22 protein-coding genes are annotated in these 24,159 nt (G+C 73.2%); 13 read left to right on the top strand and 9 right to left on the bottom strand.

Annotated features, from left to right (window positions below; translation table 11 throughout):
• Positions 1-84: 84 nt before the first annotated feature.
• The 5 genes from cseC to ABZ454_RS29115 all read right to left on the bottom strand — a co-directional run bounded on the left by cseC (position 85) and on the right by ABZ454_RS29115 (position 4,660).
• Entirely contained in the window at positions 85-1,476 is a 1,392-nt protein-coding gene (gene cseC, locus ABZ454_RS29135; RefSeq protein ID WP_359542320.1) for a two-component system sensor histidine kinase CseC, read from the bottom strand.
• Positions 1,473-2,177, bottom strand: a complete 705-nt coding sequence (cseB, locus tag ABZ454_RS29130) for a two-component system response regulator CseB (RefSeq protein WP_359542317.1) — start codon at positions 2,175-2,177, stop codon at positions 1,473-1,475. Before cseB ends, cseC begins: the two co-directional genes overlap by 4 nt.
• Before the next feature lie 10 nt (positions 2,178-2,187).
• Positions 2,188-2,919, bottom strand: a complete 732-nt coding sequence (locus ABZ454_RS29125; protein ID WP_356325863.1) for a hypothetical protein — start codon at positions 2,917-2,919, stop codon at positions 2,188-2,190.
• The gene (locus tag ABZ454_RS29120) at positions 2,907-3,551 is read right to left on the bottom strand and encodes a SigE family RNA polymerase sigma factor (protein WP_356325865.1); all 645 of its coding nucleotides are present in this window, start codon (positions 3,549-3,551) and stop codon (positions 2,907-2,909) included. The genes ABZ454_RS29125 and ABZ454_RS29120 overlap by 13 nt, the downstream gene beginning before the upstream one ends.
• A gap of 206 nt (positions 3,552-3,757) precedes the next feature.
• The gene (locus tag ABZ454_RS29115) at positions 3,758-4,660 is read right to left on the bottom strand and encodes an A/G-specific adenine glycosylase (protein WP_356325867.1); all 903 of its coding nucleotides are present in this window, start codon (positions 4,658-4,660) and stop codon (positions 3,758-3,760) included.
• 675 nt (positions 4,661-5,335) lie between these two features.
• Here ABZ454_RS29115 and ABZ454_RS29110 point away from each other — a divergent pair.
• Positions 5,336-6,181, top strand: a complete 846-nt coding sequence (locus tag ABZ454_RS29110) for a hypothetical protein (protein WP_359542313.1) — start codon at positions 5,336-5,338, stop codon at positions 6,179-6,181.
• 200 nt (positions 6,182-6,381) lie between these two features.
• On the opposite strand, the gene disA is transcribed toward ABZ454_RS29110, so the two are convergent.
• Together disA and radA are read right to left on the bottom strand one after the other, a co-directional pair.
• Complete coding sequence (disA, locus tag ABZ454_RS29105; protein WP_356325196.1) at positions 6,382-7,506, bottom strand: DNA integrity scanning diadenylate cyclase DisA; 1,125 nt, start codon at positions 7,504-7,506, stop codon at positions 6,382-6,384.
• Positions 7,507-7,630: 124 nt separating this feature from the next.
• A complete protein-coding gene (gene radA, locus ABZ454_RS29100) occupies positions 7,631-9,043 on the bottom strand; it encodes a DNA repair protein RadA (RefSeq protein WP_356325194.1) in 1,413 nt (470 codons plus the stop codon).
• A gap of 197 nt (positions 9,044-9,240) precedes the next feature.
• Between radA and ABZ454_RS29095 the strand changes: the two genes are divergently transcribed.
• Positions 9,241-11,169, top strand: coding sequence for a hypothetical protein (locus ABZ454_RS29095; RefSeq protein WP_359542310.1), 1,929 nt, complete (start codon positions 9,241-9,243; stop codon positions 11,167-11,169).
• A gap of 384 nt (positions 11,170-11,553) precedes the next feature.
• Here the strand turns inward: ABZ454_RS29095 and ABZ454_RS29090 are convergent, their stop codons facing one another.
• The gene (locus tag ABZ454_RS29090) at positions 11,554-12,393 is read right to left on the bottom strand and encodes a hypothetical protein (RefSeq protein ID WP_359542308.1); all 840 of its coding nucleotides are present in this window, start codon (positions 12,391-12,393) and stop codon (positions 11,554-11,556) included.
• Positions 12,394-12,498: 105 nt separating this feature from the next.
• On the opposite strand from ABZ454_RS29090, the gene ABZ454_RS29085 reads away from it, so the two are divergent.
• The 10 genes from ABZ454_RS29085 (at position 12,499) to proC (ending at position 22,022) form a co-directional block, all read left to right on the top strand.
• Complete coding sequence (locus tag ABZ454_RS29085; protein ID WP_359542306.1) at positions 12,499-13,449, top strand: Ppx/GppA phosphatase family protein; 951 nt, start codon at positions 12,499-12,501, stop codon at positions 13,447-13,449.
• 160 nt (positions 13,450-13,609) lie between these two features.
• Entirely contained in the window at positions 13,610-14,437 is an 828-nt protein-coding gene (locus ABZ454_RS29080; RefSeq protein ID WP_359542304.1) for a sugar phosphate isomerase/epimerase, read from the top strand.
• Complete coding sequence (locus tag ABZ454_RS29075) at positions 14,434-15,108, top strand: TetR family transcriptional regulator (protein WP_359542301.1); 675 nt, start codon at positions 14,434-14,436, stop codon at positions 15,106-15,108. The genes ABZ454_RS29080 and ABZ454_RS29075 overlap by 4 nt, the downstream gene beginning before the upstream one ends.
• Positions 15,109-15,342: 234 nt before the next feature.
• Positions 15,343-17,193, top strand: a complete 1,851-nt coding sequence (gene ilvD, locus ABZ454_RS29070) for a dihydroxy-acid dehydratase (protein WP_356325181.1) — start codon at positions 15,343-15,345, stop codon at positions 17,191-17,193.
• 109 nt (positions 17,194-17,302) lie between these two features.
• The gene (locus tag ABZ454_RS29065) at positions 17,303-18,049 is read left to right on the top strand and encodes a hypothetical protein (RefSeq protein ID WP_359542297.1); all 747 of its coding nucleotides are present in this window, start codon (positions 17,303-17,305) and stop codon (positions 18,047-18,049) included.
• A gap of 93 nt (positions 18,050-18,142) precedes the next feature.
• On the top strand, positions 18,143-18,715 hold the full coding sequence (locus ABZ454_RS29060) for a hypothetical protein (RefSeq protein ID WP_356325179.1): 573 nt from the start codon (positions 18,143-18,145) through the stop codon (positions 18,713-18,715).
• An 86-nt stretch (positions 18,716-18,801) separates the two neighbouring features.
• Positions 18,802-19,542, top strand: a complete 741-nt coding sequence (locus ABZ454_RS29055) for a class I SAM-dependent methyltransferase (protein ID WP_359542487.1) — start codon at positions 18,802-18,804, stop codon at positions 19,540-19,542.
• Positions 19,543-19,606: 64 nt separating this feature from the next.
• Positions 19,607-20,374 (top strand): ABC transporter ATP-binding protein, encoded by a 768-nt coding sequence (locus ABZ454_RS29050; protein WP_359542294.1) that lies wholly within the window; start codon positions 19,607-19,609, stop codon positions 20,372-20,374.
• On the top strand, positions 20,371-21,138 hold the full coding sequence (locus ABZ454_RS29045; protein WP_356325173.1) for an ABC transporter permease: 768 nt from the start codon (positions 20,371-20,373) through the stop codon (positions 21,136-21,138). The genes ABZ454_RS29050 and ABZ454_RS29045 overlap by 4 nt, the downstream gene beginning before the upstream one ends.
• A 74-nt stretch (positions 21,139-21,212) precedes the next feature.
• Positions 21,213-22,022, top strand: coding sequence for a pyrroline-5-carboxylate reductase (proC, locus tag ABZ454_RS29040; RefSeq protein ID WP_356325170.1), 810 nt, complete (start codon positions 21,213-21,215; stop codon positions 22,020-22,022).
• A 15-nt stretch (positions 22,023-22,037) separates the two neighbouring features.
• Here proC and ABZ454_RS29035 read toward each other — a convergent pair whose 3' ends face one another.
• Positions 22,038-22,622 carry a cysteine hydrolase family protein gene (locus ABZ454_RS29035; protein ID WP_359542290.1) on the bottom strand — a complete coding sequence of 195 codons (585 nt, stop codon included), beginning with the start codon at positions 22,620-22,622 and terminating at the stop codon, positions 22,038-22,040.
• Positions 22,623-22,696: 74 nt separating this feature from the next.
• On the opposite strand from ABZ454_RS29035, the gene ABZ454_RS29030 reads away from it, so the two are divergent.
• A complete protein-coding gene (locus tag ABZ454_RS29030; RefSeq protein ID WP_359542288.1) occupies positions 22,697-23,719 on the top strand; it encodes a helix-turn-helix domain-containing protein in 1,023 nt (340 codons plus the stop codon).
• Positions 23,720-24,159: the final 440 nt, after the last annotated feature.

Raw genomic sequence — 24,159 nt, 5'->3', positions numbered from 1 at the left:
TCCGCGCGCCGGAGAGCCAAGTGCGACCGAGGCCCCGGAGCTCCTGCTCCGGGGCCTCCTCGCTGCCCTGTCCGTCCGGTCCGCTCAGCGGCCGGACTGCTCGCCGCGCCGGGGCGTGCCGCTGCCGGCGGCCTTCCTGCCGCCCGGCTCAGAACCGCGCTGCTCGCCCAGCTGGAGCATGGGGAAGCTGCCGGTGTCGGTCGGCGCGTGCTCGGGCAGCCACAGGACGGCGATCGCCCCGCCGGCCCCCTCGGCCGCGCCCGCGGGGGCGGCGTTGCGGAAGGTCAGCCGGGCGCCGAGCACCCGGGCCTGACCGGCCGCGATCGTCAGCCCCAGCCCGTGCCCGTGCCCGGCCCGGTCGGTGGATCCCGTACGGAACCGGCTCGGCCCCTCCCGCAGCAGCGCCGCGGGGAACCCGGGACCGTGATCACGGACCCGCACCACCCGGCCCTCGACCGTGACCTCCACGGGCGTCGAGCCGTGCTTGGCGGCATTGCCCAGCAGATTGCCGAGGATGCGCTCCAGCCGGCGCGGATCGGTGCTGACCCACGACTCGTGGACCACCTGCACCCGCACCTCCGGGTCCAGCAGCGCCACCCTGCGGCTGACGAACTCGCCCAGCGCGAGCTGCTGCAGCTCGGCCCGCTCGGAGGCGCTGTCCAGCCTGGCCACCTCCAGCACGTCCTCGACCAGCGTGCGCATCGCCTGCGCCCGGTCCCGTACGAGCTCCGAGGGGCGGCCCGGCGGCAGCAGCTCGGCAGCCGTCAGCAGGCCCGTCACGGGGGTGCGGAGTTCGTGCGCGATGTCCGCGGTGACCCGGCGCTCGGCCTCGATCCGTTCGTTCAGCGCGTCCGTCAGGGCGTCCACCGCGCCGGCCAGCTCATCGGTCTCGTCCCGCACGACCCCGCCGACGGCCTCCCTGACCCGTACGTCCGTATGGCCCTGCGCGACCTTTCCGGCCGCGGCCGCCGCCTTGCGCAGCCGGCGCGAGAGCTGGCCGCCGATCAGCACGCCCAGCGCGGAGCCGCCGAGGACCACCGAGACCGAGCCGATGATCAGCGCCCGGTCGAGATCGCCCATGATCGTGGTGGAGCGGTCGGCGAAGCGGGTGTGCAGCGAGAGCACGTCGCCCCCGGCCAGCGGCACGGCCGCCCACACGTCGGGCACCCCGCCGTGGTCCTCGACGTGCGTGGCACGCCGGTTGCGCCGGGTCTCCTCGCGCAGGCTCTTCGGCATCGCCGGATCGTTGAGCTTCGCCCCGAAGCGGGGATCGGCCTTCTTCGTCTTCGTCGCCTCGTAGAGCAGCTGGGCGTAGTTCAGCCGCTCCAGCTGGACCTCGCGGGCGTTCTCCAGCATGGAGACCCGGGCGGCGTTGTGGACGACCAGGCTCAGCGCGACGGCGATCAGGGCGCCGACCGCCGCGATCGCGATGCTGATCTTCCAGCGGACACCCGTCCGCAGGGCCGGACGCCTCATGCCCTGAGCTTGTAGCCGAAGCCGCGGACCGTCTCGATCCGGTCCTGCCCGATCTTCGTGCGCAAGCGCTGGACGTGGACGTCCACGACCCGGGTGTCCCCGCCCCAGCCGTAGTCCCAGACCCGCTCCAGCAGTTTGTCGCGGGAGAGCACCGTGCCGGGAGCGGACGAGAACTCCAGCAGCAGCCGCATCTCGGTTGGGGTCAGACCCACCTGCTCGCCGCCCCTGCGGACTTCCATGCCCTCGGTGTCGATCTCCAGCTCGCCGAAGACGAGCACGCCGCCCTCGGGCTGCCCCGCCGCCTCGCCGCCGCCCGGGCCGTTCCCCGTGGCATGGCCGAAGCGGCGGAGCACGGCCCGGATCCTGGCGACGAGGACCGCGCCGTCGAAGGGCTTGGTGACGTAGTCGTCGGCGCCGGCCTCCAGGCCGAGCACCACATCGATCGAGTCGGCCCGGGCCGACAGCATGATCACCGGCACCGTCGACTCGTCGCGGATGCGCCGGCAGAGGCTGACCCCGTCCAGGCCGGGCACCATCACGTCGAGCAGCGCGATGTCGGGCCGGTCGGCCCGGAACGCTTCGAGACCGCGGAGGCCGTCGGGCATCGCGGTGACCACGAAGCCGTCCCGCTCCAGCGCCAGCTGGGTGGCCTCGCGGATGACGTCGTCGTCCTCGACGAACAGGACATGGGTCTCGGCCATCGGACTGCTCTCAGTTCTTCGTCGCTTCGGTGGGCTCGGGGAAGTCCCCTTGTCCCGCTCCGACGGCTCTGTTGAAGTCGTTGTGCACCCGGTCGCGCTCACCGAACCGGCCGCCCGCCCAGTGGTACGTGATCACTTCCTCGCCCGAGGGGTAGGCCACCGCGTCCTTCTTCCCGTACACCTGGGTCGTGACCACCAGATCACCGCGGTCGATGGTCCCGTAGACCGCGGGCTGCTCGATGGTGAACACGTTGTCGTACGTGCCGTCCGACCGCGGCCGGTAGACGTACGTGCCCACGCCGACCGAGTCGCCGCAGGTCATCACGTTCACCACCACGTCGGCGGAGGGGCCGCCGGTCAGGGTGCCGTACGACGTGTCCACCGGGTACTCGTCACCGGTGCAGGGCCTGAGGTCGGTCCTGACCCGCGCGCTCACCCGGGGATCCGCCTTGATCAGGCTCACCGGGTCGACCCGGGGCGCCGGCTTGCCCGTGGTCGGGCTCAGCGCGCTCGGCGTGGCCTGGGCGACCGGCTGGGCGCCCGCCGGGCCCTCGTCGCGCGTGCCCGTGCCGCCGGTGGAGCAGCTGACGGCGAACGCCCCGAAGACGGCGAGCCCGGCCAGTGCCGTGCTGCTCGCCGCCCAGCCGGCCAGCGGGCGCCTGCGCCCGCCGCCGGTCCCGTCCCCCGTAGGTCCTTCGGTGACCGCGCCGCCGCCCTCACCGCTGCCTGTCAGGCCGCGCACCGCTCCCGCCCCCGCTCGTCGTGACGCCCCTCGGGGGGCGCCCCTGCCTGTGCCCGCGACCGCACCGGATTCCGGGGCGCGGGGACGCGGGCATCCGCTCCGCGCTCCCCGGCCTCACGGATCCGGTCCGCACGGCTCGCCGCTTCCCTGCTCTCCAGCTCCTGGCGCAGCCGCGCCAGCGCCCGGTGCAGGGTGCTCTTCACCGTACCGGCCGACATGCCGAGCGCCGCGGCCGTCTCCTCCGTGCTCATCTGCTCCCAGTGTCGCAGCACGACCACGCTGCGCTGCTTGGGAGCCAGCACGCCCAGGACGTCCATCAGCAGGGCGCGGTCGGCGCGCTGCTCGGTGCCGTCCTCGACGCTGGCGTCGGGGAGCTGCTCGGTGGGGACCTCGTCCAGCTTGCGCGCCCGCCACCACTCGGTGCGGGTGTTGATCATGACGCGGCGGAGATAGGCGTCGGCCAGGGACTTGTCGGCGATGCCGTCCCAGCGGCCGTAGGTGCGGGCCAGCGCGGTCTGCAGCAGGTCCTGCGCGTCCACGGGGTCGGGGACCAGCCGGCGCGCGCTGCGCAGCAGCGCGTCCTGCCTGGTACGCACGTACTCCTCGAAGCCGAGCACCTCTCCCTGCGTCATGACAACCGCCTCCGTCCCCGTGAAACCCCGTAGAACCACCGCCAGCCGCCTGGTCGTCGGGCTGACGTCGGTGACGCTACGGAGCTGTTGTCACGAGGCTGTGCGCGGCAGCCGTACGCCGACGCACGGCTGCCCATCGGTTGTGTAACAGCGCAGGACGAGAGGGACGAAGACCCCGCGGAAGCGGAACGGGACCGCCCTCTTCCTCAGGTCAGCGGCAACCGGTACTGGCCGCCCGCGAGCGGTTCGACCAAGCCGTCGGCGACCAGGCCGTCCAGCGCGCGGGCCCGTTGCACCGGTTCCTCCCACACCGCGTCGAGCACCGACTGCGGCACCGGGGTCACCGACTCGCGCAGCACCGCGAGCAGCCTGCCGCGCACCTGGCGGTCCGTACCGGCGTAGGTCTGGCCGCGGCGCGGAGGCCCCTGGTGCGCGGGCTTGCCGGCCAGCCGCCAGGCGCACTGCCCGGCGATCGGGCAGCGCGCGCAGTCCTCGTTCTTCGCCGTGCAGACGAGGGCGCCGAGCTCCATCGTCGCGGCCGCCCACCGCGCCGCCTGCTCGTCGTCGTCCGGCAGCAGGGCGCGGGCGAGCTTGCGCTCGGCGGCGGTGGTCGCGTTCGGCGGGTACTGGATGCCGGTCGCGGCCCGGGCGAACACCCTGCGCACGTTCGTGTCGAGGACGGCGTGCCGCTGCCGGTAGGCGAACGAGGCCACGGCGGCTGCCGTGTACTCGCCGATCCCGGGCAGGGCGAGCAGCTGGGCGTGCTCGCTCGGTACGTCGCCGCCGTGGCGTTCCGTTATGGCCTGGGCGGCTCCGTGCAGGCGCAGGGCCCGCCGCGGGTAGCCGAGCCGGCCCCAGGCGCGGACCGCCTCGCCGGGCGGTTGTGCTGCGAGGTCGGCGGGCCGCGGCCAGCGGGCCAGCCACTGCTCGTACACCGGGAGGACCCGGTTGACGGGGGTCTGCTGCAGCATGAACTCGCTCACCATCACACCCCAGGCGCCCGCTTCGGGGCGGCGCCAGGGCAGATCGCGGGCGTGCTGTTCGAACCACCCGATGACGGGAGTGTGGAGGGAGGCGGGGGGCGTCTGTGTCGCAGTCGTGGCAGTCATCGCACCCTCGATCCTGGCACGGAACCGCAGACGGGGGGTCAGGGGCACGGGGGTGTCGCCCCTCATAAGAGCCCTTGGAGTGATAGGGCCCCCCGTCTTTCCCGGCCCCGCCGGACTCGCGTTCCGGCAAGTGGACGCACATCCCGCGAGCCGTTGCGGCAACCGACCCCACGGAACGCCTCCGGCCCGGGGAGCGGGTCTGCGGCGCCGACTCCTCGGAGCGGGGGCGGGGGCGTGAACGGGGCGTGGGCGGGGCGGGGTGTGCAGTGCCTGCCGCCTGGGGACGGGCAGAGGCCGCGACCCGGGCCGGGGACGGGCACTCCTCGCTCCCGGGGCCGGGGACGGGCACTTCTCGCTCCCCGGGCCGGGGCCGTGCACTCTTCGCTCCGGGCCGGGTACGGGCACTCCTCGCTCCTGGGCCGGGGACGGGCCCTCCTCGCTCCTGGGCCGGGCAGTGCTCGCTCCTGGGCACGAGGGCCTGGCCGCTTCGTGGTCCGGGGCGGAGACGCGTCGCCCCGCAGCGGTCACAGTGCGTGTGCTCGCGACTGCGGAAAGTGTCTGCGTCGCCGACTCGGAGCGCCAACGAGCCGCTCCAGGATGATGATCGGCAAAACTTGGCGTCTCTGGCGGCGGGTGGGGCGGGAGTTGGCGCTGTTCTCTCGTACAGTTTGCGCCGTGGGATCTCTGCGTAATCCGATCGGGCCGCTTCCCTCCACCATTTACTGGCGACGGAGGGCGGTAGCGGCGACGCTGATTGCGCTGCTCGCGGCGCTGATCGTCTGGGCCGTCACCTCCGGTGGCGGCAACGGGAATCACGACGACTCACGGGCCCCCGGTACCGCTCCCACGGACGCGATCACGCCAGGTCCCTCCGGTTCCGGTCCGGCGATCAGTGAACAGCCGGGCGGGCGCGACGAGTCGGGCGACACCGGCGGCAGCGGCGGGAGCGGCGGCGGGAGTTCGGACGCCGGCTCCGACGGGACGGGTGGCGGAACGGGCGACGGCGCGGGTGGCGGCAACGGCTCCGACGGGGAAGCCGGTTCGGGCTCGGGTGGCGGTACGGGCGGTGGTTCGGGCGGCGGAACCGCGGGACAGCAGGTCCCGGCCGGATCCTCGCTCCCCGACTGCGTACCCGCAGCGCTGCGGCTGACCCTGAAGACCGAGCTCCGTTACGGGCCCGGCGAGAAGCCCAAGTTCCGGCTAATCGCCACGAACACCTCGTCCACCGCGTGCAAGGCCGACTTCGGCCCGAAGGCCGCGGTCCTCACGGTCACCGAAGCCGGCGGTGACGACGAGGAGGTGTGGTCCTCCAAGGACTGCCCGCGCAACGCGGCCGCCGTGCTGCTGAAGGTGCCTGCGGGAGCGACCGTCGAGTACGCCGTGGAGTGGGACCGTGCGAAGAGCGCCCCGAAGTGTGCGACTCCGCCCGCGGGATCCGCGGGCCCCGGTACGTACCTGGTCGAGGCCAAGGCCCCGGGCGAACCCGTGCAGCGCGCCTCGTTCGTCCTCGCGAAGGACTGACGCGCCGGAGCGCCGGGGTGGGTGAGCGCGCTTGCACGGCGCGGTAGTTACGGCTTCGGCCGCGCCATCGGTGACCGGAGCCGCGCACGCGTACCGCTTGCCGTACCGCTGGCGGGAGCGGCGCACGCGTACCGCTCGCCCGTAGCGCTGACCGGGCCCGCGCATCCGTACCGCGTACTCGTACGCCGGCCCCGTGCCGCCTACACGTACCGCTCGAGGATCGACGACTCGGCCAGCCGGGACAGCCCCTCGCGCACGCTGCGCGCCCGTGCCTCGCCCACGCCGTCCACCGTCTGGAGATCGTCGACGCTCGCGGCCAGCAGCTTCTGCAGGCCGCCGAAGTGCTCCACCAGCCGGTCGATGATCGCACCGGGCAGCCGCGGCACCTTCGCCAGCAGCCGGAATCCGCGCGGCGACACCGCCGAGTCGAGGGTCTCCGGAGAGCCGCTGTATCCCAGCGCCCTTGCGACGACCGGGAGTTCGAGGAGCTCGGTGTGGGACAGCGCGTCCAGCTCGGTGAGCGCCTCCGTCACCGTGCGCGAGCGCTTCGCGGTCGGTTCCGGCACGTAGTCGCGCACGACCAGCTCGCGCTCCGGCTCCACGCCCGCGATCAACTCGTCGAGCTGGAGCGAGAGGAGCCGGCCGTCGGTCCCGAGCTCCACCACGTACTCGGCGATCTCGGTCGCGATCCGGCGGACCATCTCCAGCCGCTGGGCGACGGCCGTCACGTCCCGGACCGTCACGAGGTCCTCGATCTCCAGGGCGGAGAGCGTGCCCGCGACCTCGTCGAGCCGGAGCTTGTACCGCTCCAGCGTGGCGAGCGCCTGGTTGGCGCGGGAGAGGATCGCGGCGGACTCCTCCAGGACCCGGCGCTCCCCGTCCACGTACAGCGCGATCAGGTGCATCGACTGAGAGACCGAGACGACCGGGAAGTTGCACTGCTTGGAGACCCGGTCCGCCGTGCGGTGACGGGTGCCCGTCTCCTCGGTGGGGATCGAGGCGTCGGGCACGAGCTGGACACCGGCCCGCAGGATCTTGGTCATGTCCTTGTCGAGGATCAGTGCCCCGTCGAGCTTGGCGAGCTCGCGTAGGCGCGTCGCTGTGAACTCCACGTTCAGCACGAAGCCGCCGGTGCACATCGACTCGACCGTCTTGTCCATGCCGAGCACGATCAGCCCGCCGGTGTTGCCGCGGAGGATGCGCTCCAAGCCGTCCCGCAGGGCCATTCCGGGCGCGACGGCGCTCAACGAGGCGCGCATGAGCGCCTCGGTGCCGGTGCCTTGGCCGGACTTTCCGGGCGATGCTGCCCGGTCGCTGGCTGCCACTGCACTCCTCCGGTCACAGGTTTGCGGTGCCCTCGGGGCCTTCCGTTCGGGTCAGGCGTGATCCGAACGAGAGACCCTACGTCCCTCGTACCGTTCGTACGGACGGGCGAGACCAGGGCAAAGTCTACCGGCGTGCGCCGTCCTCCTGTGGGGCCTGTGCGCGAGAGCGGCGCGGGAGCACTCTGAGCGCGTCGCCCATGTTGGCGACTTCCGTGACCTTCATACCGGCCGGGACCTTCCCCGGATCGGTCGGAACCAGTGCGTGGGTGAAGCCCAGACGGTGCGCCTCGGCCAGTCGGCGCTGGACCCCCGTGACCCTTCTGACCTCGCCCGCGAGACCCACCTCGCCGATCGCGACCAGGTTCTTGGGCAGCGGTGTGTCGCTGGCCGCGCTGGCCAGGGCGAGCGCGACCGCGAGGTCCGCGGCCGGCTCGGTGAGCTTCACGCCGCCGACCGTGGCGCTGTAGATGTCCCGCTTGCCCAGCGAGCTGATCCGGCCGCGCTGCTCCAGGACGGCCAGCATCATCGACACCCGGGACGTCTCCAGACCCGAGGTGGTGCGCCGGGGCGAGGGGATCTGCGAATCGACGGTGAGCGCCTGCACCTCGGCGACCAGGGGGCGCTTGCCCTCCAGGGTGACGGTCAGGCAGGTCCCGGGCACCGGCTCGTCGCGGCGGGTGAGGAAGAGGCCGGAGGGGTCGGCGAGGCCGGTGATGCCCTCGTCGTGGAGCTCGAAGCAGCCGACCTCGTCGGTCGCCCCGTACCGGTTCTTGACGCCGCGCACGAGCCGGAGCCGGGCATGCCGGTCGCCCTCGAAGGACAGCACCACGTCGACCAGGTGCTCCAGCAGCCGCGGTCCGGCGATCGCGCCGTCCTTGGTGACGTGGCCGACCAGCAGGGTCGACATGCCGCGCTCCTTGGAGGCGCGGATCAGCGCCCCGGCGACCTCGCGGACCTGTGCCATTCCGCCGGGCGCGCCCTCGATCTCGGGGGAGGCGACGGTCTGCACGGAGTCCAGGACGAGCAGGGACGGCTTGACGGCGTCCAGATGGCCGAGGACCGCGGACAGATCGGTCTCGGCCGCCAGGTAGAGGTGGTCGTTGATCGCCCGGATCCGGTCGGCGCGCATCCTGACCTGGCTGGCGGACTCCTCGGCCGTGACGTACAGCGTGCGGTGCTCGTCGCTCGCGGCCTTCGCCGCCACGTCCAGCAGCAGCGTGGACTTCCCCACGCCCGGCTCGCCCGCGAGCAGCACGACGGCTCCGGGCACCAGCCCGCCGCCCAGCACCCGGTCCAGCTCGCCGACGCCCGTCGAGCGGGCGGTGGCCTGGCGGCTGTCGACCTGGCCGATGGGGAGCGCGGCGGTGGAGACGCGGCCGGCCGCCGTGGTGCGTACGGCGGGGGCGCCGCCGAACTCCTCGACCGTCCCCCACGCCTGGCACTCGGGGCAACGGCCGAGCCACTTGGCGGTCGTCCAGCCGCATTCGGTGCAGCGGTAGGACGGCCGGTCCTTCGCGGATTTCGTACGGGCAGCCATGGCGCCACCGTATAGGTGGGGTCGGACAGTGGGGTCGGGCAGTGGGGCCCGGGGACGTAGTGCACGGAGGAAGGGGGCGCCGGCGGCGGATGCGGGGACCCCGCCTCTTGTCCCTTATTGAGCGATACGTTCACCCGTAAGGGTTAAATGTGCTCAAGGGGTGCTAGGGGCGGGGCCGCCGTGCCTACGGTCGCAAGGTGACGAGCAGCAGGCTGGAGACTCCGACGAACACCCCCGGCGCACACCGGGCGCAGCACCGCGCGCCCCACTCCTCGCCGAAGCAGCCGCCCGCCCGTTACGAGCCGCATCTCGACGGCCTGTTCACGTACTGCCTCTCTGTGCTCTGCGACCACGACGCCGCCACCGAGGCGCTCGGCGGTGTGCTGGCGCTGGCCGAGCGGCAGGGCGGGCGGTGTCCCACGGGCGAGGAGGAGCGCAAAACCTGGCTGTACGCGCTGGCCAGGTGGATGTGTCTGCGCAGGCTCGGCGAGCGGAAACAGGGCCGCCAGGCGCACCGCAGGCCCGACGCCACGCAGGCGCGCAGGCAGTCGGCCAGGGCGCAGGACGAGCATCGGGGCGCGGTCGCACCGGCAGCCCGCGCGGGGCGGCGCACGCCCGGGACCGCGCACGCCTCGAAGCTCGCGGTCGCACCACCGCGCACGCTCCCGTCGTCCCCCACGCCCCCCATGCCCTCCGCGCCCCGGCCCTCAGCGTCCATCGCTTCCGCGTCTGCCGCGCCCGGCCCGGCCGCCGAGAGTCCCGCGGCCGTCGAGGCGCACCGCCGCGAGCTGGCCCGGCTGGCGTGGCCGGAGGCGGCGGGCACCACCCCCGAACAGCGCGAGGCGCTGGAACTCGCCGTGCGCCACCGGCTCACCCCGCGCGCGGTCGCCGCCGTCCTCGGGCTCGAACCCGCGACCGCCAGGGAACTCCTGGCCGCGGCCGCCTGCGAGGTGGAACGGACGAGGGCCGCGCTCGCCGTCGTCGAGAAGGGCAACTGCCCCGCGGTCGGCAGGCTCACCGGCGACCCCCGCATGCTCCTCTCCGCCACCCTGCGCCGCGAACTCGTACGGCATGTGGACGACTGCCCGGGCTGCCGCCGCGCGGCCGAGCGGGCCGGCGCCCAGGGTCCCTGGCCCGGAGCCGCGGTCGCGCCCGGGGCCGCGCTGGCCGTCGTCGAGGCGCCGCGCCCCTCCGCGTACGTGGCGATGCTGCATGCCCAGAAGCATCAGAAGAATCGGTCCGCCACTCCCCGGTTCGACCGGACGGGCTTCCCGATGGACCCGAAGGACCATGCCGCGCGCCGGGACCGGCTGCGCTCCCGGGTGGTGACGACGACGGTCGTCGCGACGGTCGTCGCCGCCCCGGTGATCGCCCTGTGGTCCGCCTACCGGGGTGCGCCGCTCACCGGCGAAGGCCGCGACGGCTCGGCGGTCACCGCGGCCGACACGGACGGCGGCCATGAGGCCGACGACCCGTACGGCCACTACGAGAACGCGGGCAACGCCCGCCCCGAGCCAGGTTCCGGTTTCACGCCCGGCGACCGCCTCCCGGAGGTCTCGGCCGAAGTCATCAGCGGGGGCGCGTCACCGGATCAGGGCGGGGGAGCGGACGGTGCGGGCCGCCTCACTGTCGACGTCCGGACGTCCGGCAGCACGACGGTGATCATGCTCACCGCCTCGAAGGCGGGCCCGGTCGCCTGGTCGGCCGGCACGGGCCAGTCCTGGCTGCGCCTGAGCAGCACGTCGGGAACGCTTCCCGCGGGCGGCAGCATCACGCTCCGCGTCCTCGTCGACCACGCGCGCGAACCCGCCGGTTTCTGGACGGCACGGGTCGCCATCGCCCCGTCGGGATCGGTCGTGGCGATGCACGGGTACGGAGGGCGGGCGGCGCCCACCGGGCCGCGCCCGCCGGCGCCGAGCGGACCTGGCCGTCCGCACCCGCCCGTGCCGCAGGACCCGTCCCCGTCCGCTCCGGACCCCGATCCCACACCGACGCCCGACCCGACGGACACCACCCCGACGCCGACGGACCCGGGCTCACCGAGCCCGTCCCCCGACCCGGCGGACTCCCCGCCCCCGACCGGCCCGGGGAAGGGCGGCCCGAGCACCCCGCCGTCGGCGGACTGACGGACCCGGCACCCCTCGCCGGCCCAGGGCCCGGCGCGCGGAATCCCGCCAGGCGCGCGAAACCAGGCCCGCGAATCCGGGCTTGCGAATCCGGGCGCGCGAAACCAGGCCCGTGATGCCCGGCTCGCGATGCCGGGCTCGCGATGCCGGGCTCGCGAAACCAGGCTCGCGAAGCCTGGCCTCCGATGCCGGGCTCGCGAAACCAGCTCGCGAAACCCGGCCTACAGAATCCGGCCCGCACATGCGCCACGTCGTCGGACGCGCCCACACCCGCGCCGCGTCGTCGGACGCGCCCACACCCGGGCCACGTCGTCGGACGCGCCCGCACCCGCGCCGCGTCGCCGGACACGCCGGGCGGGCGGCGCCCCGTGCCGGAGAGAGGCCCTACGCGGGGTCCGCCGGGTGGGGCGCCATCGGCAGCAGCGAGGAGAGCCGCTCCTCGCACAGCTCGACCAGCCGGTCGTACGCCGGCTTGCCCATCATCTCCGTGAGCTCCGGCCGGTAGGACACGTACACCGGCTCCCCGGCACCGTGCGCCGACGTCGCCGACGTGCACCACCAGTGCAGGTCGTGGCCGCCCGGGCCCCAGCCGCGGCGGTCGTACTCCCCGATCGACACCTGGAGGACGCGCGTGTCGTCGGGCCGGTCGATCCAGTCGTACGTACGCCGCACCGGCAGCTGCCAGCACACGTCCGGCTTGGTCTCCAGGGGCTCCCTGCCCTCCCGCAGGGCCAGGATGTGCAGGGAGCAGCCGGCTCCCGCGGCGAACCCGGGGCGGTTCTGGAAGATGCAGGACCCCTGCCAGCGCCGGGTCTGCCGCTCCCCGTCGTCATCGGTCTGGACCCAGCCGGTCGCCGTGCCCACGTCGTGGTGCTGCCACAGCTCCGGGGTGAGCCGGGCCACGTGTTCGGCCACCCGCTTCTCGTCGTCCTCGTCCGAGAAGTGGGCGCCCAGGGTGCAGCACCCGTCGTCCGCGCGACCGGCCTGGATGCCCTGGCAACCGTTGCCGAAGACACAGGTCCACCTGGACGTCAGCCAGGTCAGGTCACAGCGGAAGACCTGTTCGTCGTCTGCGGGGTCCGGGAACTCCACCCACGCCCGCGCGAAGTCGATCTCGGTCTCGTCGGACCCGGGGGGCCCCTCTGTCTGCGGCTGCTGCATCTCCTGCTTCGTTCTCTGCTTCTTCGTGTCTTTGCCCGGCTTCGCCTTTTTCGTCTTTGGCACGCGCCCAGGGTAAGACCGGGCGCGGGGTCGCGGGACCGACCGGCGCACGAGCGGGATGCCGTGCGCCGGTCCGTCCCCCCGCGTGGCCGCAGTAGCGTTCTGCGTATGAGACTCGGAGTCCTCGACGTGGGGTCGAACACGGTTCATCTGCTGGTGGTCGACGCGCACCCCGGCGCCCGCCCGCTGCCCGCGCACTCGCACAAGGCGGAGCTGCGGCTGGCCGAGCTCCTCGACGAGGACGGGGCGATCGGCCCGCTCGGCGTGGACCGGCTGGTGACGACGGTCTCCGACGCGCTCCAGGCCGCCGAGGACAAGGGGTGCGAGGACGTGCTGGCGTTCGCCACCTCCGCGGTGCGGGAGGCGAGCAACGCCGACACGGTGCTGGCCCGGGTGCGCGACGAGACGGGCGTCGACCTCGCCGTCCTCAGCGGCACGGACGAGGCCCGCCTCACCTTCCTCGCGGCGCGGCGCTGGTTCGGCTGGTCGGCGGGCAAGCTGCTGGTCCTGGACATCGGCGGCGGCTCGCTGGAGATCGCGTTCGGCATCGACGAGGAGCCGGACGCGGCCGTGTCGCTGCCGCTGGGCGCCGGCCGTCTCACGGCCGGCTGGCTGGCCGGCGATCCGCCGGACCCGGCGGAGGTGAAGGAGCTGCGCCGCCACGTACGGGCGCGGATCGCCCGCAGCGTCGGCGAGTTCACCCGCTTCGGCCGCCCCGACCACGTCGTGGCCACGTCCAAGACGTTCAAGCAGCTCGCCAGGATCGCGGGCGCCGCACGCTCCGCCGACGGGCTGTACGTGCAGCGCGCCCTCAGCCGCAAGGCCCTGGAGGAGTGGGTGCCGAAGCTGGCCGCGATGACGGTCGAGGAGCGCGGGAACCTGCCCGGTGTCTCCGAGGGCCGGTCGGCCCAGCTGCTGGCGGGCGCGCTGGTGGCGGAAGGCGCGATGGACCTCCTGGGCGTCGAGGACCTGGAGATCTGCCCGTGGGCGCTGCGCGAGGGCGTGATCCTGCGCCGCCTGGACCACCTGACGTCCGCCGAGGACGTGGCGCTGAACTGACGGGCGGCCCCCGGCGCGTCACCGCCATGGCCCTTCTCGCTTTCCACCGAGGACGCGGCGCTGAACTGACGGGCGGCCCCCGGCGCGTCACCGCCATGGCCCTTCTCACTTTCCGCCGGGCTCCCTCGGTGCGGCGCGCCGCTGCCCGTACGCTGTCTGCGTGGCAGAACCAGTGGTGCGCGTCCCGGATGCGAAGGTCGCCCTGTCGACGGCCTCGGTCTATCCGGAGTCGACGGCGACGGCCTTCGAGATCGCCGCGCGCCTGGGGTACGACGGCGTCGAGGTCATGGTCTGGACCGACCCCGTCAGCCAGGACATCGAGGCCCTGCGCCGGCTCTCGGACTACCACCAGGTACCGATCCTGGCCGTTCACGCCCCTTGCCTGCTGATCACGCAGCGGGTCTGGTCGACCGATCCCTGGGTCAAGCTCCAGCGGGCGCGCGCCGCGGCGGAGAAGCTCGGTGCGTCGACCGTCGTCGTCCACCCGCCGTTCCGTTGGCAGCGGAATTACGCGCGTGACTTCGTCACGGGGATCTGGCGGATGGCGGACGAGACCGATGTGCGGTTCGCCGTCGAGAACATGTACCCGTGGCGCTACCGGGACCGCGAGATGCTCGCGTACGCCCCCGACTGGGACGTCACCAACGACGACTACCGGCACTTTACGGTCGACCTGTCGCACACCGCGACGGCGCGGACGGACGGCATGGCGATGGTCGGCCGGATGGGCGACCGGCTCGCCCACGTCCACCTGGCCGACGGCAAGGGTTCCGGCAAGGACGAGCACCTGGTGCCCGGCCGGGGCGACCAGCCCTGTGCCGAACTGCTGGAGCGGCTGGCCGGCAGCGGTTTCGACGGCCACGTCGTCATCGAGGTCAACACGCGCCGCGCGATGTCCACCGCCGAACGCGAGGCCGACCTGGCCGAGGCGCTCGCCTTCACCCGGCTGCACCTCGCCTCGTCCTCCGTGCGGGCCCCGCGCCCATGACCCCGGACGCGGCGGACCCGGCCCCCAGGCGCCGCGGCCGTCCCTCCCGCGCCACGGCGGAGACCGGCCCCGACGCGCGCACCCGCATCCTCGAGGCCGCCCGCACGGAATTCGCCGCACGCGGCTACGACAAGACGTCGATCCGCGGCATCGCGAAGGCGGCGGGGGTGGACGCGGCCCTGGTCCACCACTACTTCGGTACGAAGGACGACGTCTTCGCCGCCGCGATCGAGCTCTCCTTCGAACCCGCCCTGGTCGTCCCGGGCATCCTGGGCAGCGACAAGGAGGGGCTGGGGGAGCGGCTGGCCCGCTACTTCATCGCCATCTGGGAGAACCCGGCGTCCAGGACCCCGCTGCTGGCGGTCATGCGCTCGGCCCTGACCAACGAGGCGGCGGCGAAGGTACTGCGCGGCTTCGTCCTGCGGCGCCTGCTGGAACGGATCGCGGAGCAGCTGGACGTGCCCGACCCCACCTTCCGCGCGGAGCTGGCGGCTTCGCACATGGTGGGCATCGCGATGCTGCGGTACGTGATCCGCGCGGAGCCGCTGGCCTCCGCCGACCCGGAGATGATCATCGCGATGGTGGCCCCGACGCTGCAGCGCTACCTGACCGAATCCCCCGACCCCGCCGGGGCCAGCCCCTCGGGCCCCCCGAGCCCCTCCGGCGAGTGAGGTGCGGGGGCCGGGGCGGAGCTCCGGACCCAACCGCCCGCAGTCACCCCCACGCCCGCGCTCCCGCCCGCAGCCACCCCCACGCCCGCGCTCCCGCCCGCAGCCACCCCACCGCACCGCCCGCCCCGCCCAGTCCCCGGGCACCTCGTCCCGCATTCCGGACACCGTGTCCAGATCTTGGCACCGGAGGCGTACGCTCGGAAACAGTCTTTTCTGTCGAAGGAGCGAGAGACGATGCCCCAGCTGAGGTCCCGCACAGTCACCCACGGCCGCAACATGGCGGGCGCCCGCGCCCTTATGCGCGCGTCGGGCGTAGCGAGCGAGGACATCGGCAAGCCGATCATCGCGGTCGCCAACTCGTTCACCGAGTTCGTCCCCGGCCACACCCACCTCGCCCCGGTCGGCCGGATCGTCTCCGAGGCGATCAAGGCGGCCGGCGCGGTCCCGCGCGAGTTCAACACGATCGCCGTGGACGACGGCATCGCGATGGGCCACGGCGGCATGCTCTACAGCCTGCCCTCCCGCGACCTCATCGCCGACAGCGTCGAGTACATGGTCGAGGCGCACTGCGCCGACGCGCTGATCTGCATCTCGAACTGCGACAAGATCACTCCGGGCATGCTGATGGCCGCGATGCGCCTCAACATCCCCACGGTCTTCGTCTCCGGCGGTCCGATGGAGGCCGGCAAGGCCACCCTCGTCGACGGCACGGTCCGCAAGCTCGACCTGGTCAACGCGATCAGCGACGCGGTCGACGAGAGCATCTCCGACGAGGACATCCTCCGCATCGAGGAGAACGCCTGTCCCACCTGCGGCAGCTGTTCCGGCATGTTCACCGCCAACTCGATGAACTGCCTGACCGAGGTCCTCGGCCTCTCCCTCCCCGGCAACGGTTCCGTCCTCGCCACGCACACCGCCCGCAGGGCGCTGTACGAGGACGCCGGCCGCACGGTCGTCGAGATCACCAAGCGCTACTACGAGCAGGACGACGAGACGGTCCTGCCGCGCTCGATCGGCACCCGCGCCGCGTTCGACAACGCGATGGCGCTGGACATCGCCATGGGCGGTTCGACCAACACGATCCTGCACCTGCTGGCCGCCGCCGAGGAGGCGGAGCTGGCGTACGACCTCGACGACATCAACGAGGTCTCGCGCCGGGTCCCGTGCCTCTCCAAGGTCGCGCCCAACGTGGCCCCGGGCGGTACGTACTACATGGAGGACGTCCACCGGGCCGGCGGCATCCCCGCCCTCCTGGGCGAGCTCCACCGCGGCGGGCTGCTCAACGAGGACGTGCACTCGGTGCACTCCGACACGCTCGCCGAGTGGCTCAAGAACTGGGACGTCCGCGGCGGCTCCCCGTCCCCCGAGGCCGTCGAGCTGTGGCACGCGGCCCCGGGCTGCGTCCGCTCCGCGACCGCCTTCTCGCAGTCCGAGCGCTGGGACACCCTGGACCTGGACGCGGCGGGCGGCTGCATCCGCGACGTGGCGCACGCGTACTCCAAGGACGGCGGCCTGGCCGTCCTCAAGGGGAACCTCGCCGTGGACGGCTGCGTCGTGAAGACGGCCGGCGTCGACGAGTCGATCTGGACCTTCGAGGGCCCGGCGGTCGTCTGCGAGTCCCAGGAGGAGGCCGTCGACAAGATCCTCCGCAAGGAGATCAAGCCCGGCGACGTCGTCGTCATCCGTTACGAGGGCCCGCGCGGCGGCCCCGGCATGCAGGAGATGCTCTACCCCACCTCCTTCCTCAAGGGCCGCGGTCTCGGCAAGAGCTGCGCCCTCGTCACCGACGGCCGCTTCTCCGGCGGTACGTCGGGCCTGTCCATCGGTCACGCCTCGCCCGAGGCGGCGTCCGGCGGCACGATCGCGCTCGTCGAGGACGGCGACCGGATCCGGATCGACATCCCGAACCGCTCGATCGAGCTCCTGGTGTCCGATGCCGACCTGGCCACCCGCCGGGAGGCGCTGAACGGCGTGTACGCGCCGAAGAACCGCGAGCGCAAGGTCTCGGCGGCGCTGCGCGCCTACGCCGCCATGGCGACGAGCGCGGACCGCGGCGCCGTCCGCGACGTCTCCAAGCTGGGCTGAGCCACCCACGCCCGGCCCGCCCGGCCCGAGCCACCCGCGCCCGGTCCCTCCCCGGAGGGGCCGGGCGCGGCGCGTGGGGCGACTCGGACGGGGCGCCGGCGGTCGGCGCGTGGCCGCTGACGCCCACGGCGCGCTTATCGTCCTCCGCGCGGCCAGGTGGTGGCGGCGGTCGGTGGAGGCCCGGACGGTCCGGCAGGTGCGGGCCTGGCCGGGGTTCGACGCGTACCACGCGGAGCTGCTGAGCGCCGCCGAGCCGTTGTGCTCGACCGACCACCAGCCCGATGCCCTGGCGCGCCACTCCTCGCGCGCGGCCGGGGTGGCCGTCCGTCTGATGCGTCGGGACGGCCTGCTCCGCGGGCACGGCCTGGAGTGGGTGGAGGGCGCGGCCGAGCCGGCCCACCCCGTCACCGCGGCCGCGTTCCACGCCGTCGCCCGACGCCCGGACGCCATCGGACGGCCACGCCTCGGCGACGTCGGCCGCGACCCCGGATTCCGGTCCGCCGTCCGTGCCCACCTGAAGGAACTCTTCGCCCACGCCCCGGCCGCCCGCCGGCACCTGGGCACCGCGCCCAGTGGCCTGGCCCTCTGGGCGTACGCCCTCGGCGCGGCAGCTCCTGCCGTCCACGCCTACCTCCTGCTCCGCCGCGCCGCCCCCGCCGACCCCGACATCATGAAGGGCTCCTTCCTGCTGGCCTCCCTCGTCTTCGTGGCGGCCCTGGTCGTGATCACCGCCCAGGCGGGCCCCACTTGGCACCCCCTCCAGGAGCCGGAGGCCCCCCTCGCCCTCAGGGAACGCGGGCCACGGGGCGCAGATCCCGTCGGCCCCGGCGCGCAGAAGGCCGCACGCCGCGACTGAACCGGCCGGGACAGCGGCTCACTCCCGCGGGAGCGGACAGCCGCGCGCGCCTGCCAGGGCCGGACCGCGGTGCGCCCTGGGATACTCGATCCCGTGACCGAGAACAGCGACACCCCCGACGGCACGGCTCCCGGCACCCCCGAGTCCGGCGTGGCACCGGCCGGCGCCCCCGCGACCGCCCCCGGTCCGCAGCCCGAGCCCCTCCGCTTCTTCGGCACGACCTGGGTCGCCCATGACGGCGGCTACGGGCTCCGCCGGGCCGGGGCCGCCGTCGGTTCGCTGGCCGCCGCGGTCGCGTCCTGCTTCGTGCTGCGCTTCGCCTACCAGGGCCTGGAGATCGCCGACGTCGGCGGCTTCATCGGCATGCTGGTCGTCCTGATGTTCGCCATCTGCAGCGCCGTCGCCTTCCGCAAGACGTGGGAGGGCTTCAGCCGCCGCCCGGCCGACCCGGCCCGCGAGGACACGCTGCGCGGCCTCAAGACCATCGGCTTCATCGGCTCGCTCCTCGCGTACTTCTTCCGTACGTTCACCGAGGCGCCGGGCGAGAAGCTGCGCCGCGCGGAGTACGAGGCCGCCCAGGCCCGGTTCGCGAAGCGCCGCTCGTCCCGGACCGGTAATCCGGCGGCCCGCAGGACGGCCAAGGCGAAGAAGGCCCGCCGCAAGTAGGCCCGGTGGGGCCACGATGGCCCCATGACTGCCACGGACTCCCCGCAACGCACCCCGCGCCCCTCGTCCACGCCGCCGCGCGCGCCCTGTCGTTCGACCGGGCCGCCGCCCAGTACGCCGCGGCCCGGCCCGGCTACCCGGCCGCCCTGTTCGACGCCGTCGAGCAGCTCGCCGGCCGCCCCCTGCGCGGTGCCCGCACGATCGACGTGGGCGCGGGCACCGGCATCTCCACCGGGCGCCTCCACGACCGAGGCGCCCAGGTCGTCGCCGTGGAGCCGGGCCCCGGCATGGCGGCCGAACTGCACAGGGCCCTGCCGCACGTCCCGCTGGTACGCGGCGACGGCAACGCCCTCCCCTTCGCCACGGCCTCGGCCGACCTGATCACGTACGCCCAGTCCTGGCACTGGACCGACCCGGACCGTTCCGCCCCCGAGGCCCGGCGCGTCCTGAGGCCGGGCGGCGCGCTCGCTCTGTGGTGGAACGTCGCCGACCCGGCCGTGCCCTGGGTGGCGGAGCAGGACGCGCGGCTGCGCCGCTTCTTCCTCGACGAGGCCGGCGCCGAGGACACCAGTGCCCACGGCTCGCCCCTGCGCCACCGCGATCTGCCGCCCGGGCTCGACTTCGTACACCGCCGTGTCCCATGGACCCGGCCGGTCCCCCTGGCCACCCACCTCGCCAACCTCGGCAGCCACTCCGCCTTCCTGGTCCTGGGCGAGGGCCCCGCCCGGCGGTTCCTGGACGAGGAGCGCGAGCACCTCGCGCCGCTGTTCCCGGACGGCACGGTCGAGGAGGCGTACGTCGTCGATCTCTGCCTGGCCGTCCGCTGACCGGACCGTCCCGCGACGCGCGGTCCCTTGACGGCGACGCCTGGTCGGGAACAAAATTCATCACATGATGAATTCTCCGGGCGCCGCCATCGAGGCCCGTGGCCTCACCGTCGTACGAGGCAGCCGCACCGTCCTCAAAGGCCTCGACTTCACCGTCGAACCCGGCAGGATCACGGGCCTCCTCGGCCCGTCCGGCTGCGGCAAATCCACCCTGATGCGGGCCGTCGCCGGCACCCAGGCCAAGGTCACCGGGACTCTCGACGTCCTGGGCAGCCCGGCCGGCCACCCCAGCCTGCGCCCACGGATCGGGTACGTCACCCAGGCCCCGTCCGTCTACGCCGACCTCACCGTCCGGCAGAACCTCGACTACTTCGCCGCGATCCTCCGGCCGGGCCGCCGGCACCGCGACGACCGCCGCGCGACCGTCACCCGCGCCCTCACCGAGGTGGACCTGACCAGCCACGCCGACGACCTCGCCGGCAACCTCTCGGGCGGCCAGCGCACCCGCGTCTCCCTCGCCGTGGCGCTGCTCGGCACCCCCGAACTCCTCGTCCTCGACGAGCCGACCGTCGGCCTCGACCCGGTACTCCGCCGCGACCTCTGGGCCCTGTTCCACCGCCTCGCCGCCGACCGGGGCACCACCCTGCTCGTCTCCTCCCACGTCATGGACGAGGCCGAGCGCTGCCACCGGCTGCTCCTGATGCGCGAAGGCGAGATCCTCGCCGACGACACCCCCGAGGCCCTGCGCACGAGCGCCCACGCCACCACCGTCGAAGAAGCCTTCCTCCACCTGGTCGACGCGGCCGCCACCCGTCAGGAGAACGCCCGATGAGCACCACGACCACCACCACCCCGCCCCTGAGCGCCGCCCGCACCCTCGCCACCGCCGGCCGCGTCCTGCGCCAGCTGACGCACGACCCGCGCACGATCGCACTCCTCCTGCTGATCCCCGTCGTGATGATCACGCTGCTGCGGTACGTCTTCGACGGCAGCCCGCAGACCTTCGACTCCATCGGCGCCTCGCTCCTCGGCGTCTTCCCCCTGATCACGATGTTCCTGGTGACCTCGATCGCCACCCTGCGCGAACGCACCTCGGGCACCCTGGAGCGACTCCTCTCCATGCCGCTCGGCAAGGGCGACCTGATCGCCGGCTACGCCCTCGCCTTCGGCGCCGTCGCCCTCCTCCAGTCGCTCCTGGCCACAGCCGTCTCGGTCTGGGCCCTCGGCCTGGACGTCACCGGGTCGCCGTGGCTGCTGCTCCTGGTCGCCCTGCTCGACGCACTCCTCGGCACGGCGCTCGGCCTGTTCGTCTCCGCCTTCGCGGCCTCGGAATTCCAGGCCGTCCAGTTCATGCCGGCGGTGATCTTCCCGCAGCTCCTGCTCTGCGGACTCTTCATCGCCCGCGACCGGATGGCCCCCGTCCTCGAAGCGCTCTCGGACGTCCTGCCCATGTCGTACGCCGTCGACGGCATGAACGAGGTCCTCCATCACACCGCCCTCACCGGCGACTTCGTCCGTGACATCGCGATCGTGGCCGGCTGCGCCCTCCTCGTCCTCGCCCTCGGTGCGGCTACCCTCCGCCGCCGCACCGCCTGACGGGCCGGTGCGAGGATGACGGGGACGAGCACCGAGCTCCGTGTACAGCGAGCACCGCCCGGAGGGTGAAGCGCATGACCCAGACAGTTGCAGTCCTCGGCACCGGCAAGATCGGCGAGGCCCTGCTCAGCGGCATGATCCGGGCCGGCTGGCGCCCGGCGAACCTGCTGGTCACCACCCGCCGCTCCGAGCGTGCGGCGGAACTCCACGACCGTTACGGCGTCGACGCGGTCACCAACGCCGAGGCCGCCAAGCGCGCCGACATCCTCATCCTCGCGGTCAAGCCCCAGGACATGGGCCGCCTCCTGGACGAGCTCTCCGCGCACCTGACCGCCGACCGCCTGGTCATCAGCGCCGCCGCCGGCATCACGACCGCCTTCATCGAGGAGCGCCTCACCACGGGCACCCCGGTGGTCCGCGTCATGCCGAACACCCCCGTCCTGGTCGACGAGGGCATGTCCGTCATCTCCGCCGGCAGCCACGCCACCACCGATCACCTCGCCACTACTGAGGCGATCTTCGGCGGGGTGGGCAAAACCCTGCGCGTCCCGGAGTCCCAGCAGGACGCGGCCACCGCCCTCTCCGGTTCGGGTCCCGCCTACTTCTACTTCCTCGTCGAGGCGATGACGGACGCCGGCATCCTGCTCGGCCTGCCCCGCGCCCAGGCCCACGACCTCATCGTGCAGGCCGCCATCGGCGCCGCCGTGATGCTCCGCGACAGCGGCGAGCACCCGGTCAAGCTCCGCGAAGCCGTCACCAGCCCGGCCGGCACCACCATCAGCGCCATCCGTGAACTGGAGAACCACGGCGTACGCGCCGCCCTCATCGCGGCCCTCGAAGCCGCCCGCGACCGCAGCCGCGAGCTCGCCTCCGGCAACGGCTGAGCTACGGGACAGCCCTTAGCGCGCGGCAGCGATCAGCTCCGCACTGCGCACCACCTCCGCGAACCCACCGCCGTGCAGCGACACGGCGGTGGCCCGCGCCAGTTCCTCCGCACCCACGGTCCAGCCCCAGGGCCCGGCCAGGTCGAAGGTATGGGTCGCGTCGAGCGGGACGAACACCTCGTAGCCGAGGTTCCCCGCCATCCGCGCCGTCGTCTCGACGCACATGTTGGTCTGGATCCCGGCCACCACGATCTGACGCACCCCGGCGGCCCCCAGCCACGCCCCCAGATCGGGCGTCCCGTAGAACGCCGAGTTCACGCTCTTCGTGACGAACAGCTCCGCCCCGCCGCCCTTCCCCCGCCGCTCCTCCACGTACGGCTTGAAGTCATTGCCGGGATACCCCACCCGCAACGGCGAACCGGCCTTGACCGAGTCATGCCGTACGAACACGACCGGACGCCCGCTCGACTGCCAGGCATCGATCAGCCCGGCGATGTTCTCGTCAGCCGCGGGGTTGTTCCGCGGCCCCCAGTACGCCTCCTCCTCGAATCCCACCTGCACGTCCACCACGACCAGCGCTGCGTTCTCCGCGATCTCCATGGACACGATCCTGCCGCCCGACCGCACGGACGCCCAGAGGTCAAAAAGCCATCGATCGATGCTTTACTGCCTCCATGCCCACGACCGGAGCGCCGCGTGCCGCCCCCTCCCGGATCGCCCTCGTCTCCTTCCCGGGCATCCGTGCGTTCGACGTCTCGGTCATCACGGAGGTCTGGGGCGTGGACCGTACCGACCGGGGCGTCCCGCCCTTCGTCCTGCGCCGCACCGCGGCCACCACCGCTCCCATCCCGCTGCGCGGCGGCCTCTCCCTGGCCCCGGACCGCACGCTGAGCTGGCTGGCCCGCGCCGACCTGATCGTCGTCCCCGGCCTGGACGACCATGTGACGCGGGCTCCGGAACCGGTACTCGACGCACTGCGCCGCGCCCACGCCCGCGGCACACCGATCGCGGCCCTGTGCGGAGGAGCCTTCACCCTGGCCCAGGCGGGCCTCCTCGACGGACGCCAGGCGGTCACCCACTGGAACCTCACCGACCTCCTGCGCACCCACCACCCCGCCGTCACCGTCGTTCCGGACGCCCTGTTCATCCACGACGGCAACCTCTGGACGTCCGCCGGCACGGCGGCCGGCATCGATCTCTGTCTCCACCTCGTACGGACGGTCCACGGTGCCGAGGCCGCGGCGACGATCGCGCGCGCGATGGTCACGGCACCCTTCCGCACCGGAACACAGGCCCAGTTCATCGAGCACCCGACGCCGCACACCGAGCGCGACGCCGACACGCTCGCCGCCGTACGCGCCTTCGCCCTGACCCGTCTGGCGGAACCGCACACGGTGGGGGAGCTGGCCGCCCGGGCCGGCATGTCGCCGCGCTCCTTCGCCCGCCACTTCCAGGCGAGCACCGGGACCACCCCCCTGCGCTGGCTGATCACCCAGCGCGTCGCCGCAGCTCAGAAGCTGCTGGAGCGCACCGACCTCCCCCTGCCCGAGGTGGCGCGTCGCACCGGCTTCGGTAGCGAGATCACCATGCGGCAGCACTTCGCCACCCAGGTGGGCACCAGCCCCCGGGACTACCGCCTCGCTTTCCACCGCACCCCGGCGAGGACCGGGGTTGACACGCCCCCTCCGCATCCGTAGTGTGCTCCGAGTTGTCCGACGTGAGCGCCGACCCCGGTCGGTCCCCGGACAGCCATTCCGCAATAACCACGAACGAGCGAGCGACGACAGTCGCCTTTCTCTGTGTGCGCATGCGCGAATGAGGAATCCACGTTCGAAAGAACGTGACCCGATTAGCGTCGGGCCCCTGGATTCCGCTAATGTCTCACTCGTCGGAACGGCCCAACGGCCGCGAGGACAAGCCCCACTGACTGGGAATCAGGCCCGAAAGGATCTGATAGAGTCGGACTCGCCGGAAAGGGAAACGCGAAAGCGAAGAACTGGAAAGCGAGAAAAGCAAGACCCGCTTCGACCGGGAATCGGACACGAAAGAGTCTGATAGAGTCGGAAACGTAAGACCGAAGGGAAGCGCCCGGAGGAAAGCCCGAGAGGGTGAGTACGAAGGAAGCGTCCGTTCCTTG

Source organism: Streptomyces sp. NPDC005803 (genome assembly GCF_040630435.1).
Classification (GTDB): Bacteria; Actinomycetota; Actinomycetes; order Streptomycetales; family Streptomycetaceae; genus Streptomyces.
Note: the sequence above shows the minus strand (reverse complement) of the source record. Positions and strands in the feature narration are given on the sequence as shown.

Coding starts and splice junctions, on each gene's coding strand:
- cseC (WP_359542320.1), bottom strand. CDS start 1,476: ATGAGGCGTCCGGCCCTGCGGACGGGTGTCCGCTGGAAGATCAGCATC.
- cseB (WP_359542317.1), bottom strand. CDS start 2,177: ATGGCCGAGACCCATGTCCTGTTCGTCGAGGACGACGACGTCATCCGC.
- ABZ454_RS29120 (WP_356325865.1), bottom strand. CDS start 3,551: ATGACGCAGGGAGAGGTGCTCGGCTTCGAGGAGTACGTGCGTACCAGG.
- ABZ454_RS29115 (WP_356325867.1), bottom strand. CDS start 4,660: ATGACTGCCACGACTGCGACACAGACGCCCCCCGCCTCCCTCCACACT.
- radA (WP_356325194.1), bottom strand. CDS start 9,043: ATGGCTGCCCGTACGAAATCCGCGAAGGACCGGCCGTCCTACCGCTGC.
- ABZ454_RS29085 (WP_359542306.1), top strand. CDS start 12,499: ATGAGACTCGGAGTCCTCGACGTGGGGTCGAACACGGTTCATCTGCTG.
- ABZ454_RS29075 (WP_359542301.1), top strand. CDS start 14,434: ATGACCCCGGACGCGGCGGACCCGGCCCCCAGGCGCCGCGGCCGTCCC.
- ilvD (WP_356325181.1), top strand. CDS start 15,343: ATGCCCCAGCTGAGGTCCCGCACAGTCACCCACGGCCGCAACATGGCG.
- ABZ454_RS29050 (WP_359542294.1), top strand. CDS start 19,607: ATGATGAATTCTCCGGGCGCCGCCATCGAGGCCCGTGGCCTCACCGTC.
- ABZ454_RS29045 (WP_356325173.1), top strand. CDS start 20,371: ATGAGCACCACGACCACCACCACCCCGCCCCTGAGCGCCGCCCGCACC.
- proC (WP_356325170.1), top strand. CDS start 21,213: ATGACCCAGACAGTTGCAGTCCTCGGCACCGGCAAGATCGGCGAGGCC.
- ABZ454_RS29035 (WP_359542290.1), bottom strand. CDS start 22,622: ATGGAGATCGCGGAGAACGCAGCGCTGGTCGTGGTGGACGTGCAGGTG.
- ABZ454_RS29030 (WP_359542288.1), top strand. CDS start 22,697: ATGCCCACGACCGGAGCGCCGCGTGCCGCCCCCTCCCGGATCGCCCTC.